The organism is Bacillus shivajii (genome assembly GCF_020519665.1).
Taxonomy (GTDB): Bacteria; Bacillota; Bacilli; order Bacillales; family Salisediminibacteriaceae; genus Bacillus_CA; species Bacillus_CA shivajii.
This window is the reverse complement of the sequence record NZ_CP084703.1, coordinates 3,127,524-3,143,479: the sequence shown is the minus strand read 5'-3', so window position 1 is coordinate 3,143,479 and position 15,956 is coordinate 3,127,524. Positions and strand designations below refer to the sequence as shown.

The 15,956-nt window shown below is 37.4% G+C and carries 14 protein-coding genes and 1 riboswitch; all 14 genes read left to right on the top strand.

Annotation, left to right across the window (positions count from 1 at the left end):
* Positions 1–95: 95 nt before the first annotated feature.
* The 14 genes from LGQ02_RS15280 (at position 96) to LGQ02_RS15215 (ending at position 15,914) form a co-directional block, all read left to right on the top strand.
* On the top strand, positions 96–1,802 hold the full coding sequence (locus LGQ02_RS15280) for a long-chain-fatty-acid--CoA ligase (protein ID WP_226515207.1): 1,707 nt from the start codon (positions 96–98) through the stop codon (positions 1,800–1,802).
* A gap of 497 nt (positions 1,803–2,299) precedes the next feature.
* Entirely contained in the window at positions 2,300–4,009 is a 1,710-nt protein-coding gene (locus LGQ02_RS15275; protein WP_226515206.1) for an AMP-binding protein, read from the top strand.
* Positions 4,010–4,205: 196 nt separating this feature from the next.
* A complete protein-coding gene (locus LGQ02_RS15270) occupies positions 4,206–4,790 on the top strand; it encodes a fatty acid metabolism transcriptional regulator FadR (protein WP_226515205.1) in 585 nt (194 codons plus the stop codon).
* Positions 4,791–4,857: 67 nt separating this feature from the next.
* Complete coding sequence (locus tag LGQ02_RS15265) at positions 4,858–5,640, top strand: enoyl-CoA hydratase (protein ID WP_226515204.1); 783 nt, start codon at positions 4,858–4,860, stop codon at positions 5,638–5,640.
* A 92-nt stretch (positions 5,641–5,732) separates the two neighbouring features.
* Positions 5,733–6,503, top strand: coding sequence for an electron transfer flavoprotein subunit beta/FixA family protein (locus LGQ02_RS15260; RefSeq protein WP_226515203.1), 771 nt, complete (start codon positions 5,733–5,735; stop codon positions 6,501–6,503).
* Between the two features lie 18 nt (positions 6,504–6,521).
* Entirely contained in the window at positions 6,522–7,493 is a 972-nt protein-coding gene (locus LGQ02_RS15255) for an electron transfer flavoprotein subunit alpha/FixB family protein (protein WP_226515202.1), read from the top strand.
* 533 nt (positions 7,494–8,026) lie between these two features.
* Positions 8,027–8,341 (top strand): thioredoxin, encoded by a 315-nt coding sequence (trxA, locus tag LGQ02_RS15250; RefSeq protein WP_226515201.1) that lies wholly within the window; start codon positions 8,027–8,029, stop codon positions 8,339–8,341.
* 190 nt (positions 8,342–8,531) lie between these two features.
* A complete protein-coding gene (uvrC, locus tag LGQ02_RS15245) occupies positions 8,532–10,313 on the top strand; it encodes an excinuclease ABC subunit UvrC (protein WP_226515200.1) in 1,782 nt (593 codons plus the stop codon).
* A 223-nt stretch (positions 10,314–10,536) separates the two neighbouring features.
* Positions 10,537–10,718, top strand: a riboswitch (Lysine riboswitch).
* Positions 10,719–10,730: 12 nt separating this feature from the next.
* The gene (locus tag LGQ02_RS15240; protein WP_226515199.1) at positions 10,731–10,937 is read left to right on the top strand and encodes a hypothetical protein; all 207 of its coding nucleotides are present in this window, start codon (positions 10,731–10,733) and stop codon (positions 10,935–10,937) included.
* An 88-nt stretch (positions 10,938–11,025) separates the two neighbouring features.
* A complete protein-coding gene (locus tag LGQ02_RS15235) occupies positions 11,026–12,264 on the top strand; it encodes an aspartate kinase (RefSeq protein ID WP_226515198.1) in 1,239 nt (412 codons plus the stop codon).
* 538 nt (positions 12,265–12,802) lie between these two features.
* Positions 12,803–13,318, top strand: a complete 516-nt coding sequence (locus LGQ02_RS15230) for an SHOCT domain-containing protein (RefSeq protein ID WP_226515197.1) — start codon at positions 12,803–12,805, stop codon at positions 13,316–13,318.
* 74 nt (positions 13,319–13,392) lie between these two features.
* Positions 13,393–14,142, top strand: a complete 750-nt coding sequence (locus LGQ02_RS15225) for a hypothetical protein (protein ID WP_226515196.1) — start codon at positions 13,393–13,395, stop codon at positions 14,140–14,142.
* Between the two features lie 158 nt (positions 14,143–14,300).
* Positions 14,301–14,615: a hypothetical protein gene (locus LGQ02_RS15220; RefSeq protein WP_226515195.1), complete on the top strand. Its 315-nt coding sequence runs from the start codon at positions 14,301–14,303 to the stop codon at positions 14,613–14,615.
* A gap of 573 nt (positions 14,616–15,188) precedes the next feature.
* The gene (locus LGQ02_RS15215; protein WP_404802363.1) at positions 15,189–15,914 is read left to right on the top strand and encodes a hypothetical protein; all 726 of its coding nucleotides are present in this window, start codon (positions 15,189–15,191) and stop codon (positions 15,912–15,914) included.
* The last annotated feature ends 42 nt before the right edge of the window (positions 15,915–15,956 follow it).

The window sequence follows — 15,956 nt, the reverse complement described above, 5'->3', positions numbered from 1 at the left end:
AGATTGTTAAATATTTTACAACACCTTGGGTCCACTTTTCATCGGATAAATCTTTTATGAAGGAGAGGTCATTTTTTATAAGGGAGGAGAAAGGTATGGAAACGTTAACTGAGAAACCGTGGTTTCAACATTATCCAAAAGAAATTCCAACATCAATTGACTATGAGGTTGAAACACTACAAAGCTATCTGAAAAGAGCTGCAGAGAAATATCCGAATAAAGCTGCTTTAGACTTTATGGGAAAGGAAATGACGTACAATGAGGTGTATGAGTCAGCCCTAAAATTAGCCAACCAGCTTCGAGAGATCGGAGTAGAACAAGGTGACCGTGTTGCAATTATGCTTGCAAATACGCCACAATCTGTCATTTCGTATTACGGTGCTCTATTTGCAGGGGCGATTGTTGTTCAAACAAATCCACTTTATGTTGAACGTGAAGTTGAACATCAAATGAACGATTCAGGTGCTAAAGTGATGATCTGTTTGGATCTCGTTTACCCACGCGTAGCAAATGTAAAAGAAAAGACACCGTTGGAACACATTATTGTTACAGGAATTAAAGATTTTCTACCTTTTCCTAAGAACTTGATCTATCCTTTTATTCAGAAGAAAAATACAGGCATTAAAGTAGATTTAGAGTATCACGATCGTCTTCATTCCTTTACATCTTTTTTAGCTAAAGGAGAAGCAAAAGAGATCGAAATTGAAATCGATCCGAAAGAGGATTTAGCCTTATTGCAATATACTGGAGGAACTACTGGGCCGGCAAAAGGTGTTATGCTCACACACTATAATCTAGTTGTTAATACGCAACAATGTGAAGTGTGGATGTATGACTTAAAAGCTGGAGAAGAAGTCATTTTAGCAGCGTTGCCATTTTTCCATGTTTACGGAATGACAACGGTCATGAACTTAGGTATACGAATGGGCTTTAAAATGATTATTATGCCAAAGTTTGAACCGAAGGATATTTTAAAAGCAATTGAAAAACATAATGCAACGCTCTATCCTGGTGCTCCAACAATGTATATCGGTTTATTAAACCACCCAGATATTAAAAAGCATGATTTGTCATCCATTAAAGCGTGTATTAGTGGGTCAGCTCCACTTCCAGTAGAAGTACAAACACAATTTGAAGATGTTACAAATGGTCGATTAGTTGAAGGGTACGGTTTAACAGAAACATCTCCAGTTGCAGTTGCCAACCTTATTTGGGGTAACCGAAAATCAGGTAGTATTGGGATTCCTTGGCCAAATACAGATGTTGCGGTTTTGTCAGCAGAAACAGGTGAAGAAGCAGAGCCGAATGAAATTGGTGAAATTATGATTAAAGGCCCCCAAGTCATGAAAGGCTATTGGAATCGTCCAGAAGAAACAGCGGCAACTTTTAAGGATGATTGGTTCTTATCGGGTGATATGGGGTACATGGATGAAGATGGATACTTTTATATTGTTGATCGAAAAAAAGATATGATCATTGCTGGCGGGTTCAACATTTACCCTCGTGAGGTTGAAGAAGTACTTTATGAATATGAAGACATACAAGAAGTGTGTGTAATTGGTGTACCAGACCCTTACCGTGGGGAGACGGTGAAGGCGTTTATTGTACCAAAAGAAGGACTCACTATTAATGAGAAAGACCTCGATGAGTATTGTAGAAAACACCTTGCAGCATATAAAGTACCAAGATTGTATGAATATCGTGAGGAACTGCCAAAAACGATGGTCGGAAAAATTTTACGCCGTGTCCTTGTTGAAGAGGAAAAGAAAAAAATTAAAGATTCAGCAACAAATGACGATTAATTCATTTATCATGAAGAAGTACTCTTGCTAATTATGCGAGGGTGCTTTTTTCTGGTGGGCTTGGAATTGATAGATAAGGTGCTTGTGGATAAGTTTTTATGTCTAGCTTCAGCGAAGAACGACGCTTCGCTGAATATGCACCTACGATTACTCGTCGCAGGTAAACATTGTTATGAGCTGTGCCGACGCATAATCATTAAATTCGACATAAGGGCATTATTGAAATATAAAGATGTAAAAGTCTTGCAAAAAGAATGCATTATAAATGATATCGTCAATAACCTTTATATAACTGTTGAAATAGTCTTTATTTCTATTAACTCACCGATAAGAAATATGTGTAAAATAAATAGTTTTTGTTCCCTAACTATTCTATAAAAATAAAATATTTTAAAAATTGACACAAAACTGTTTTCTTTTGAATCCGTTTTCATTACAATGATTGGTAGAGGGGTTTGAATGTCTCAACGGAAAGGAGAGACAAAGGAGGACGTTTCATGGAAACGCAATTGCAAAGACCTTGGTTAACTCACTACCCGGATGACATTCCGCAACATATTGATTATGATGAAAAGCTTTTGCAAGAGTATTTACAAGAAGGAGCAAAAGAAGAGCCGGAGAAAACATTACTACATTTCATGGGGAAAGAAATGAGTTTTCAAGAGGTATATGACTCTTCCCTTCGTTTTGCAAATAGTTTACGTGATTTAGGTGTCAAAAAAGGTGATCGGGTAGCGATTATGCTTGCAAACACGCCACAATCTGTTATTAGCTATTACGGGGCTTTAATGGCAGGAGCTGTCGTGGTGCAAACGAATCCGCTCTATGTTGAGCGTGAATTAGAACACCAAATGGTTGATTCAGGGGCAAAGGTGATCATTTGTCTTGATCTCGTTTATCCTAGAGTTATGAATGTGTTGGAAAAAACAAAGCTAGAACATGTCATTGTCACTCACATTAAAGATTATTTGCCATTTCCGAAAAACGTTATTTATCCATTTATTCAAAAAAAGAACACAGGCATAAAGGTTGAGGTAAACTATAATGCCAACACTCATTCTTTCGTTGAACTCGTTAAGGCAGGGGAGGCAGAAGAAATTCCGCTTGATATTAATCCGAAAGAAGATTTAGCCTTATTGCAATATACAGGCGGAACGACAGGAGTAGCAAAAGGGGTTATGCTTACGCATTACAACCTTGTCGCCAATACGACACAATGTATAAAATGGATGCACAAAATTGATCATGGGAACGAAGTCATCTTATGTGCACTACCGTTTTTCCATGTATACGGAATGACGGTTGGCATGAATTTCTCGATTATGGATCGCTCAAAAATGGTTATTCTTCCTCGTTTTGACACGAAGCAGACATTAAAAGCGATAGAGAAACAAAAAGTGACGATCTTCCCCGGAGCTCCGACCATGTATATCGGATTAATTAATGATCCGCATGTACAAAAGTTTAATCTATCTTCCATTGAAGTTTGTATTAGTGGATCGGCACCACTTCCAGTTGAAGTACAGCAACGTTTTGAAGAATTAACTGGTGGAAAGTTATCAGAAGGTTTTGGACTTACTGAAGCTTCTCCTGTCACACATTTTAATTTAATGTGGGGAAAGCGCCCATCAGGCAGTATTGGACTCCCTTGGCCTGATACAGACGTTGCGATTCTTTCGGCGGAAACAAGTGAGCCTGCAGGGCCAGGTGAGATTGGCGAACTAATGATTCGTGGACCGCAAGTTATGAAGGGTTATTGGAACCGTCCAGAAGCAACTAGTGCAACATTTTATGAAGATGAATGGCTTCTTACAGGAGATATGGGTTACATGGATGATGAAGGATTTTTCTACATTGTTGATCGAAAAAAAGATATGATTATCGCTGGTGGGTTTAATATTTATCCGCGTGAAATTGAAGAAGTGCTGTACGAACATGAAGCAATTAAAGAGGCTGTTGCTATTGGTGTGCCAGATACATATCGCGGCGAAACAGTTAAAGTTTTTGTTGTGTTAAAAGAGGGACATGAGCTTACTGAGGAAGAACTAAATGGATATTGCCGTAAACAATTGTCAGCATATAAAGTGCCTCGTCAATATGAATTCCGTACAGAACTTCCAAAAACAATGGTTGGAAAAGTACTACGCCGTGCTCTTGTTGATGAAGAAAAAGAAAAACAGAAACAAAAACAAAAGAAAACAAGCTAACATTTTTTAACCGAAGTGCCAGGCACCGGGAAATAATTTACTAGGTGCCTGGTATTTGAAGTTACATAACGCCTTTTAAAATAAATTTTTAGCAATCTCATTTCTCCATTTGACAGATAGATGAAGTTCGCATAGAATAAGAAATATGAATGAATGATCATTCATTTTTATAGGAGAAGATTGAGGAAGTGATCGTATGGCTAAAAAGCGCGGACCAAAGTATGAACAAATTATTGATGCTGCTGTCAAAGTGATAGCTGAAAATGGATATCACCATTCACAAGTTTCAAAAATCGCAAAAGAAGCTGGTGTGGCTGACGGTACCATTTATTTGTATTTTAAAAATAAAGAAGATATATTAATCTCTTTATTTGAAGAAAAAATGGGGACCTTTGTAGAAAAGAGTAAAGATCACCTAGAGCAAGAAACTTCAATTGAAAGAAAGATGCTCCTTTTAATTGAAATGCATTTACGTCAGCTCGAAGATGATTACGATTTAGCCATCGTCACTCAACTAGAGTTAAGACAGTCAAACATTGCTTTACGTAATCGTATTAATGAAGTTTTAAAAGGCTATCTAGGTTTAATTGATTCAATCCTTGAAGAAGGGCTTGAAGTTGGTTATTTCAATGAAAACTTAGACCGAAGAATTGCTAGGCAAATCATTTTTGGTGCGATTGATGAAGTCGTCACAAACTGGGTAATGAAAGATCATCGTTACAACCTAGTTGCACTTGCAGAACCGTTAAACGCTACTCTATTAAATGGTTTAAAAAAGTAGTTTGATTTCACCTATATTTATATAGGAGATCAAAAGAAATGAACAGCGAATGAGAGGAGTGAGATTTTTGACTGAGTTTACTTATATCAAATTACGCAAAGAAGAACGAATCGCTTTTATAACTTTAAATCATCCACCAGCAAACACGTTATCTCAAGCGATGTTCGATGACCTTGATCTTGCTTTTTCAAAAATCGAAGAGGACGAAGATGTCAAGGCCGTAGTCGTTCATGGTGAAGGGCGCTTTTTTGCAGCAGGGGCCGACATTAAAGAATTCACAATGGTAAACGGTAGTGATTCGTTTAGTGAGATGGCGAGAAAAGGACAAAGAGTTTTCAAGAAAATCGAAACCTTCTCGAAGCCAGTCATTGCTTCAATTCATGGGGCAGCGCTTGGAGGAGGACTAGAGTTAGCCATGGCTTGTCACATTCGTCTTGTTGCTGAAGATGCGAAACTTGGTTTACCAGAATTACAGCTAGGATTAATTCCAGGATTTGCAGGTACTCAACGTTTACCTAGACTTGTAGGACGTGCAAAAGCGACAGAAATGTTACTCACTTCTGATCCAATAACTGGTAAAGAAGCTGTTAAATGGGGCTTAGCAAACCATGCTCATCCGCAAGATACACTTTTAGAGGAAACAGAGAAATTAGCAAAAAAAGTTTCTCAAAAAGGCGCAATATCTGTCAGTTTCGCTTTAGAGCTTTTACAAAATGCACAAGATGACTCCTTCGATATAGCTTCAGAGAACGAAGCGAAACGATTTGGTGAAGTTTCTGCAACGATTGATGCAAAAGAAGGAATACAAGCTTTCATTGAAAAAAGAAAGCCAAACTTCAAAGATAAATAAAACATTTTTTTGCTTTGAAATATCGGAATATTTAAAAGAGAATTAACAAATAAAAGTTTCAATTAATTAGATTTTTTATGGGAGGGACACAAATGAACATTTATGTCATTATGAAACGCACATTTGACACAGAAGAGAAAATCCAAATCGAAAATGGCCAAATCGTTGATGATGGAGCTGAATTTATTATTAACCCATACGACGAATATGCCATAGAAGAAGCAATTCAGCTTCGAGATGAACATGGTGGTGAAGTAACGATCGTCACTGTCGGAGATGAAGAAACTGAAAAGCAACTTCGCACTGGCTTGGCAATGGGAGCAGACAAAGCCGTTCTAATTGATGATGAAGATGTTGAAGCTGGTGATCAATATTCAACACAAGCAATTTTAGCTGCTTACTTTGAGGATAAAGAAGTGGACGTTATTTTAGGCGGAAATGTTGCTGTTGACAATGCATCTGGGCAAATTGGACCGCGCCTTGCTGAAAAGTTAGGAATCAACCACGTTACATCGATCGTAAATATCGACGTTGCAGATGGAAAAGCAACGATTGAGCGTGACGTAGAAGGAGACCAGGAAATTGTTGAAGTAAGTCTTCCTGTTCTTGTTACTGCACAACAAGGATTAAACGAGCCTCGTTATCCTTCTTTACCAGGAATTATGAAAGCGAAAAAGAAACCGTTAGAAACGTTAGATATCGATGATTTAGATCTTGATGAAGACGATGTTGAAGGAAAAACAACGACTGTCGAACGTTTCTTACCACCTGAAAAGCAAGCAGGAAAGATTTTAGAAGGTGAATTGGACGATCAAGTCCAAGAATTAGTTTCTTTATTAAAAAATGAGGCGAAAGTGATATAACAGGAGGGGTTGATCCATATGGCTAAGAAAATGTTAGTAATTGGGGAAATTCGTGACGGTGAATTCCGTAACGTGACCTTTGAATCGATAGCAGCTGCAAAAGAAATCTCTGATGGTGGAGAAGTTGTAGGTGTTGTATTAGGTAAAAATGTAAGCGGTTTAGCAAATGAGATTTTCTATTACGGAGCTGATCGCGTATTAACCGTTGAGAACGATAAATTAACAAATTATACACCAGAAGGTTATACTCAAGCACTAAAAGCAGTTGTTGACCAAGAAAGTCCAGACGGGATCATTCTTGGACACACTTCAATTGGTCGAGATGTATCTCCGAAACTTGCGGCAAGACTTGACTCAGGACTTGTCTCAGATGCAGTAACTGTGGAGACAGCAGGCGATGAAGTGATTTTCACTCGACCAATCTATTCAGGTAAAGCGTTTGAGAAGAAAGTGGTTAAAGAAGGGTTAGTCTTTGCTACAATCCGTCCAAACAATATTGCAGCATTAGACAAAGATGAATCTAAAACTGGAAACGTCGAAAGTGTCGATGTAGATATTGCTGATTTACAAACAATTATTAAAGAAGTTGTGAAAAATACAACTTCTGGTGTGGACTTATCAGAAGCATCAGTTATCGTCGCTGGTGGTCGTGGTATAAAGAGTTCCGAAAACTTTGGTATTCTTGATGAGCTAGCAGAAGTACTAGGTGCAGCAGTTGGAGCTTCTCGAGGAGCATGTGATGCGGAATATTGTGATTATGCACTCCAAATCGGTCAAACTGGTAAAGTTGTTACGCCGGACCTTTACATTGCAGTTGGAATCAGTGGCGCGATCCAGCACGTAGCAGGAATGTCGAATTCTAAAGTAATCGTAGCTATTAACAAAGATCCAGAAGCAGAAATCTTTAACATTGCTGATTATGGTATCGTTGGTGACCTATTCGATGTTGTACCTAAGCTAACAGAAGAATTTAAAAAAGTATTAGTATAAATATTGGTCAGAATGGCTAATAAGTGCCAGACACCACTTTTGAGGTGTCTGGCACTTTGCTTATTTATTTACTTTTCTTAACGATGTTTCATACCCAATAATGACGAATGAAAAGGAGATGAATGTCAGAAAGATATGATACCGTTTAAACCTTCTTAATTTAAATAAGTTAAGTTTTTCATAAATCCTTGTTAATACAAAAGAAAACACTATATCAATAATCAAGTTAATAATGAAATACTTTTTAATGTCTTTATGAAAAACCATAAACAAAGCATTATATGACAAGTGTTTAAGGATTTCTCACAAATGCAGTTTTTTTATGGAGGCTCGGTTCTATAAAGAAAAATATACTTAAGTAAGCAATATTTTTGCGTGTAAGACAGAACTTAGATAAGATAATAAGGAGAGGTTTATACTCGTGATTTTTAGGAAAAATAATTGTGAGCAAAAACTCTTCACATTTTGTAGCAAATCGTTGTATAATACCTATAAGGGTATATTAGTGCGAAATCACAAGGAGGAATTTTATAATGGCAATCGTAAACGCAACTGATCAAAACTTTGCAACAGAAACAGGGCAAGGCGTCGTTCTCGCAGACTTCTGGGCACCATGGTGTGGTCCTTGTAAAATGATCGCTCCAGTTCTTGAAGAACTAGATAGTGAAATGGGCGATAAAGTAAAAATCGTAAAGTTAGATGTAGATGAAAACCAAGAAACAGCAAGCAAATTTGGGGTTATGAGTATCCCAACACTACTTGTTTTCAAAGATGGAGAAGTAGTTGAGCAAGTTGTTGGATTCCAACCAAAAGAAGCATTAGCTGAATTGCTAAACAAACATCTATAAGATTTTCATTTCCTGTGTTTTATAGGAATGAATAAAACATTTTAAAGGCTGCCTCACAAATTGTGGGACAGTCTTTTTAAATGGAACATTTTATTGAGAAGATTGTTCCAGTTGTATCCCCTCTAATGTGAAAGATCGTACGATATGCTATAGTAAAAGCAAATGATGATAGTAAAGGGGCGACATTGACATGTCGGATCTTAAAGAAAAGATATCTCTAGTACCAGCACAGCCTGGCTGCTATTTAATGAAAAATAAACATGGAACAATCATATATGTCGGTAAGGCTAAGCTGCTTCGAAACCGTGTTCGCTCTTACTTTTCTGGTTCCCATGATAAAAAGACGCAACGGCTCGTCAGTGAAATTCGAGATTTTGAATACATTGTCACTTCGTCTGACCTTGAAGCTCTTGTACTTGAACAAAATTTAATAAAAAAATATGAGCCTCGCTACAATGTCATGCTTAAAGATGATAAAAGTTATCCGTATTTAAAAATTACGAAAGAAGAACACCCACGCCTTATTACGACACGTAATATTAAAAAGGATGGCGGAAAGTACTTTGGACCATACCCGAATGCAGGTGCAGCAAATGAAACGAAAAAGCTCCTCGACCGACTTTACCCATTAAGAAAATGTCGCACATTACCAGATCGTGTTTGCTTGTACTATCATATCGGACAATGCTTGGCTCCTTGTGAGTTTGAAGTGACTGAAGAAAAAAATAAAGAACTCGTCCAAGAAATTACTCGTTTCCTTGGAGGAGGTCATAAAGAAATTAAGCAAGAATTGACTGAAAAAATGCTCCAAGCTTCTGAAGACCTTAATTTTGAACGAGCAAAAGAGCTTCGAGATCAAGTCCAACACATTGAAGCTGTTATGGAAAAACAAAAAATGACGATCACTGATGAAATTGATCGTGATGTGTTCGGTTTTTATTACGATAAAGGGTGGATGTGTATTCAAGTGTTTTTCGTTCGCCAAGGAAAACTCATTGAGCGGGATGTTTCATTATTTCCAATGTATCAGGAACCTGAGGACGACTTTTATACATTTATCGGTCAATTTTACCTTGATGATCAGCATAAAAAGCCGAAAGAAATCTTTGTCCCTAAAGAAATCGATGAGAAAATTGTAGCGGAGTTTTTAAAGGTCAAAACCTACAAACCAATACGAGGTCAAAAGAAAGAGCTTGTAGAGCTGGCGAACAAAAATGCAAAAATTGCACTAAAAGAAAAATTCGATCTTATTGAACGAGATGAACAAAAAACAGTGATTGCTGTTGAGGACCTTGGTAAAGCATTAAATATTGACACCCCCCATAGAATCGAAGCATTTGATAATTCCAATATTCAAGGTGTCGACCCAGTTTCAGCGATGGTTTCTTTTATTGATGGGAAACCAGATAAGAAAAACTACCGAAAATATAAAGTGAAAACAGTCGAAGGACCAGATGATTATGAGTCGATGAGAGAAGTTGTTCGCAGACGGTATGCACGACTATTAAAAGAAGAACAACCACTACCTGACCTTGTCGTCATTGACGGAGGTAAAGGACAAATCTCGGCTGCTCAAAGTGTTCTAGAAGATGAATTAGGATTAGCAATACCAGTTTGTGGACTTGTGAAGGATGATAAACACCGAACGTCACAGTTGATGATCGGTGATCCAGCAGAACCTGTCCAATTGAAAAAAACGAGTCAAGGTTTTTATTTATTACAACGTATCCAAGATGAAGTACATCGTTTTGCAATTACGTTCCACCGTAATGTCCGAAAGAAAACGATGTTTAGTACAATTCTAGATGAAGTTGATGGTATCGGGGAAAAACGTAAGCGCAGTCTCCTCAAGCAATTTGGTTCATTAAAAAGGTTGAAAGAAGCAACCTATAATGAAATAAGAGAAGCAGGTATACCAAAGCCTGCGGCTGAAGCCTTGTTGAAGAAAATTCAAGAAGAGAATGAATCATAAGTGAAGCAATCTTGATCGATTTCCATCAATAGCAATGTATATATTAGTAGGAAGAAATAGATAAATGCAGATAAAAATGACAATGTATAAGCTAACTTGGTGAAGATGACGTAGGTATAACTAAACGGACATTTTTTCCAATAAATGATGATTGCTCTACAAAATTTATTCTGTTACACTACTAATCAAGTTTGAAAATTGAATTCCATACTTCAGCTCTTGAAGTGGTGGTAGAGGTGCGAAGGTCATCAGTACTTTATGTGAGAATGTTGAGGTTCACAGATCATAAAGGAAAGGGGACTTCGCCGAAAAAGGTTACTTCTCAACCGTAATCTTTTGGATCTGTATTGAATAAATACAGGGCTGTCATACAGTAATAAACCTGTATGGAGGACTATCTCACGGAGCGACTTTTCGATGAAAGATAGAATGATAAAAGTCGTATTCGGCAGTGGGAACCTTCCTACTGCCGTTTTTTATTGTCTTACTCAAGAAACTTTGTCGGTAAACATCGTCAAAGTGTCAGGGTTAGGCAAAAGTGCGGATGGTCTTTTTCTCACAAATGAATGTACAGTAGGCTTGTTAATGTTAAATCGTATGATTAAACGATGTTTGACTTTGTGAAGAGCAAAGGTGGCTACTCCACCGAGAACGAAGTACAAAATAAAAAACGACTTTAACATAGCCTTACAAAAAAGAGGAGGAATTGACGTTGGCAACAATTGTACAAAAATTCGGCGGAACATCTGTTGGAGATGTGACGAAAATTAAACGAGCAGCTGAACGAGTAAAACGTGAGCACGAAGCAGGAAATCGCGTTGTTACAGTTGTATCAGCGATGGGGAAATCAACAGATACACTCGTCCAACTAGCAAATGAAATTAGTGACTCACCTGACCGTAGAGAAATGGATATGCTCTTAAGTACAGGTGAACAAGTAACAATCTCGTTAATGGTGATGGCACTAAAAGAAATGGGCATTGATGCAGTATCATTAACTGGATGGCAAGCAGGTATAAAAACCGAGCCTGTGCACCAAAATGCACGTATAACAGATATTGATACAGAAAGACTTGAAACATACTTAGGTGAAGGTAAAGTGGTGATTGTTGCCGGCTTCCAAGGCATGTCAGAAAGTGGTGAAATCACAACACTCGGACGTGGTGGTTCAGACACAACGGCAGTTGCAATTGCTGCAGCTTTAAAAGCGGAGTCTTGCTCGATATTTACAGATGTGACAGGAGTTTACACATGTGACCCGCGAGTAGCCAAACATGCACGTCAATTGCAAAGTATTTCTTATGATGAAATGTTGGAGCTAGCAAACCTCGGAGCAGGTGTATTGCATCCGAGAGCAGTAGAGTTTGCGAAAAATTATAGCCTTCCATTAATCGTTCGTTCAAGTATGGAAGATGTTGAAGGTACAATTGTTGAGGAGGATGTATCAATGGAACAAAATTTAATCGTACGAGGTTTAGCATTTGAAGGGGCAGTTACGAAAATTACGATTGAAAGATTACCAAATCGTTTTCACGCAATGAGTGATGTCTTCTCATTACTAGCTGAATCTGGAATTGACGTAGACATTATTATTCAACAAATGACTGGTGAAAATGAAATGAACGTCTCTTTTTCATTACACACACAAGAATTACCAGAAGCACTTAAATTGTTAGAAAATAACCATGAACAACTTGGCTATCAAGGGATTCGCCATGAAGACTCATTAGCAAAAGTATCCATCGTCGGTTCAGGAATGGTCTCGAATCCAGGGGTTGCAGCAAACATGTTCCAGGCACTTTCTGATCATGAGATCGAGGTGAAAATGGTTAGTACGTCTGAAATTAAAGTATCTGTTGTGGTTCCAGAAGCGAAAATGGCTACTGCAATTGATGTACTGCATTCGACATTCGAACTTGATGCAAGTGAAAAACCGAAAGTAACGGTTTAATAAGCAAATATATTGAAAAGACCGTCTCATTGGCAGTGAACAAAGCCATATGAGCGGTCTTTTTTATTGACGTTATTGACAAATTTTTCATAATAGTGAATCAATTTTATAACTCAATATAAGGTGCGAAATACCGAACGATGAGCGTGAACGTCACTTCAGACGGACGCTTTCCCGAGGGCTTGTCTTCAGCTAACTTAGGCTCGACAACTCTTCGCCTAAGTGGATCTTCAGCTCGTTGCTCCTGCGGTTACTCGTCGCAGATAAACAGTGTTCCTGCGATTACTCGTCACAGATAAACAGTGCTCCTGCGGTTACTCGTCGCAGCTCGAAGCAGTTCGAAGAAGTATTGCTCGTCGCTGATCCTATGGGAGTCGCCGTCTTTTGTTACGTTCACTTTCAAATAAAACGGACATTTAATGAAAAATTTATCATATCTTCGTTTCATAGAGTAAAAACGTAATTATGAAATTGATTCAATAGTCAATAAATACCTATGTTAAAATGATAAGTAGATGGAAAATATAGGAGGTTATCTATGAGTACGTTATATGGTCTAATCACATTTCTTTCTCCAATATTAATTACCATGATCCTTATACTAGTTTACCGTTTACGAACGCAGGTTAAGAAACTCCAGGAGGGCCCAGAAGACGATACGATCAATCAATTGAAAGCATTGTACGCAAAAGGGGTTCTGTCTGAAGACGAAGCCAATGTGAAAATACGAGAATATAAGAATAAACAAAATGAACAGATGCTCCGTCATTTACTTAATAAAGGATTAATGTCAAGAGAAGAGTTTGATGAAAAAGTTGAAGGATTAGCCAAACATCAACAGCAATTACGGGTGAAAGAGCTTGAAATATTACGTGATAGACTTGGTCAGCATCAAGTTTCTTGTTTACCTGAGCAACAAGTGAAGACATGGCTCTGTGTGTGTGAAACCATCAATGAAAATTCAAATATGGTTTGTAATAACTGTCGATTAAATCGTGAGTATATTTTTGAAGAAGCAGAACATGCAGCTGACCCTAGGGGGATATGGAAGTAATGAGGAAACAGTATGCAGTTTTAAGGTTTAATCTTTTTGAGAACCATTGAGTGTTTCATTAAGGGGGACTATACGTGGAAAAGCTCCGTAGTGTGCGTGAGATTGATTGGATTTATAAAGAAAAAGAGGAGTTAGGTACAGATGAAGGAGCGAAAATCTCTTGTTTGATACCTCCTCGTTATGAAAGCTATATAAAAGTTTTAGAGCCGATCTACTTAGATAAAAGTGTTAAAGATGATAACCTTACGTGGGAAGAAGCAAGAGAAGAAGAATTTAATGATCATAACCTCATCCAGATGACGTATCAAGATTTTGCGAAAAGGTATGGACTTATTTACACGAAAGATATAAATATCTATACGTTTTATCGTCATTTAGGCGGTTCAATGCCAAGGTGTATGATTAGCTCTGAAGGGACGTTTGAACCTAGTGTTTTAAAGCAGTTTGTTGAGGTCCTAAAGCCCAAAACATTAGGAAAATGTTATTTTTATTATGATATCATCAGCTCTCATATGGATTTAAAGGGTGAATTTGAACACCTATACTATGGAAATATAGAAGACGTTCTCCTACTAAATGATATTCACGGCTCACCAACATACTGGTGGTCCGAAGATAAAAGCTGGATCGTAAATACCGATAGTGATCTCGATTGCAACTTGTTTGGTGGAGAAAAAGCGGTGGTTGATCAATTACTACGTATTAAAAGCGCTGAAATTTTTGAAGTGCCAAAAATCTCTAGAGTTGATTGGGACGCTGATTATCATATTAACCCTGGTAAAGGTCCTTCAAGCACCTTTACCTTCTATAAAGAGGAAGAGTGAAGAACGGATGGCAGGTCGTTGTTAATTGCATAAAATGAGAACTGTTAATTAGATAAAAGTGGATATTTAATCATGTGTGAAGTGTGGTCCTGTTAAAGGTTACTTTTCCATAAAGTCACGAATACAATGATAAAAAATGATGTAAAAGAGTGATGGGTATGGAAAATAAAGAAATGGAAAATCACATGAAGCTTATAGAGGAAAAGGTATCAACAATCGAAAGTGATCTAGATGATATAAAAGAAGGTTTAAAAACTAAGACAGATGAGGATGCAGTCCGAGTCTTAATTGATAAAACTCTTGCCGATAAAAGAGTGATAAATGAAAGCGAAGCCAATATCTTAAATCAAAAAACGGAAAATAAAATCGAGAGTACCATCAATAAAGTTCAAGTGAAAATGGTCAAATGGATGATTGCAATTGTAATCAGTACAGCCTCAATAACATTTGCCTTGTTTAGGATCTTTATGTAGATGAAATTCTTTTAATGTGCCAGGTATCTTTTTAGAGAAAGTACCTGGCGTTTTCTGCATGCCGCTATTAGAGGGTGTTTAGAATCGATCTTCCTCTACATTGTTGGTTTTTACATCTACTATTCAGCCGAAACAGTAACCGAGTTTTCGGAAAAAGTTTTTAATCATTGTTTGCTAAAATGAACATCACAGTCGTAGTACTTCTTAATCGGTAGCCTTACTTTATAGGTAGATTCAATTTATAAATAGAATCAAATGGAAGAATCGGTACATAAACAGACCAAGTGGAAGTGTTGTACGATCTTTATAAAATAGAAGAATGAATCGCAACCATTCATTTTAAAGGTGAGACCCAAAGGGAATAATCATTAACGAAGAAACGAGCGGGGCATTTTTCACTTAAATTATAAGTAGGAGAAATAGAAGTGCGGTTCGAGATGGCAATGTCGATAATCAACCACTCACTCCGGACTCCCCCATAATTGAGTGATGGTAACGAGTCATTGTTATAAAAATAGTCAACAGCGATTAATCGAAGAGCAATGAAAAGTGGTATAAAGGAGTGTCGTTGGTGTGGAGATGTTTGGAAGACGGGTGGTATTTCAATTTACTGCTGGTAGTCATAATCGAAATTTGAATGATCAGGACTCTGATGTTGATTATAAGTATTTTGTATTGCCAACAAAAGAAGACTTATATAGTAGTAAAGTGTTTAAAAAGTTTGAGGCAAATGATCATGAAGATGTTGATGTGCAAGATGTTAGACGGTTAGAGAAGTTATTCTATCAGTCAAACATGTCTTATTTGGACTTGTTGTTTTCTATTAACATAAAAACTTTTGGGTTTTCAGAGGCAAAACAATTGATTGCCTTGCGAGACTCTATATCTAGAATGAACCTCCCTAATCTTTATTCATCATCAATAGGAATGTTCACCCAAAACATGAAAACGTTACATAAACCAACATCAGAAAAAACCAAAGCATTGATTGAAACAAACGGTTATCATACGAAAAAAGCAATGCTCGCCTATCATTTCATCTCATTTCTTGTGAAGTTCCATGAACAGCAGTTTCACAATTACGGGAGATGTATTTGGTATGAAGGAGAAGAGCGGGAGTTTATGTTGGCAATTAAAAGAGGGGACGTTTCATTCAATGAATTCGTAAAGCTAGCTACGAGAAAGGAAAAACAGGCGAAGAGTTTAGAGACGGATTATAAAACAAACGCCATCAATAATAAAACACTTGAGCAACTAAAAAATTTATTAAGAAGATTAGTGTTTCATCATACTCTATGAACTCTTACCTATCATACTAGCAATTTATTAGTTATTCGGCGA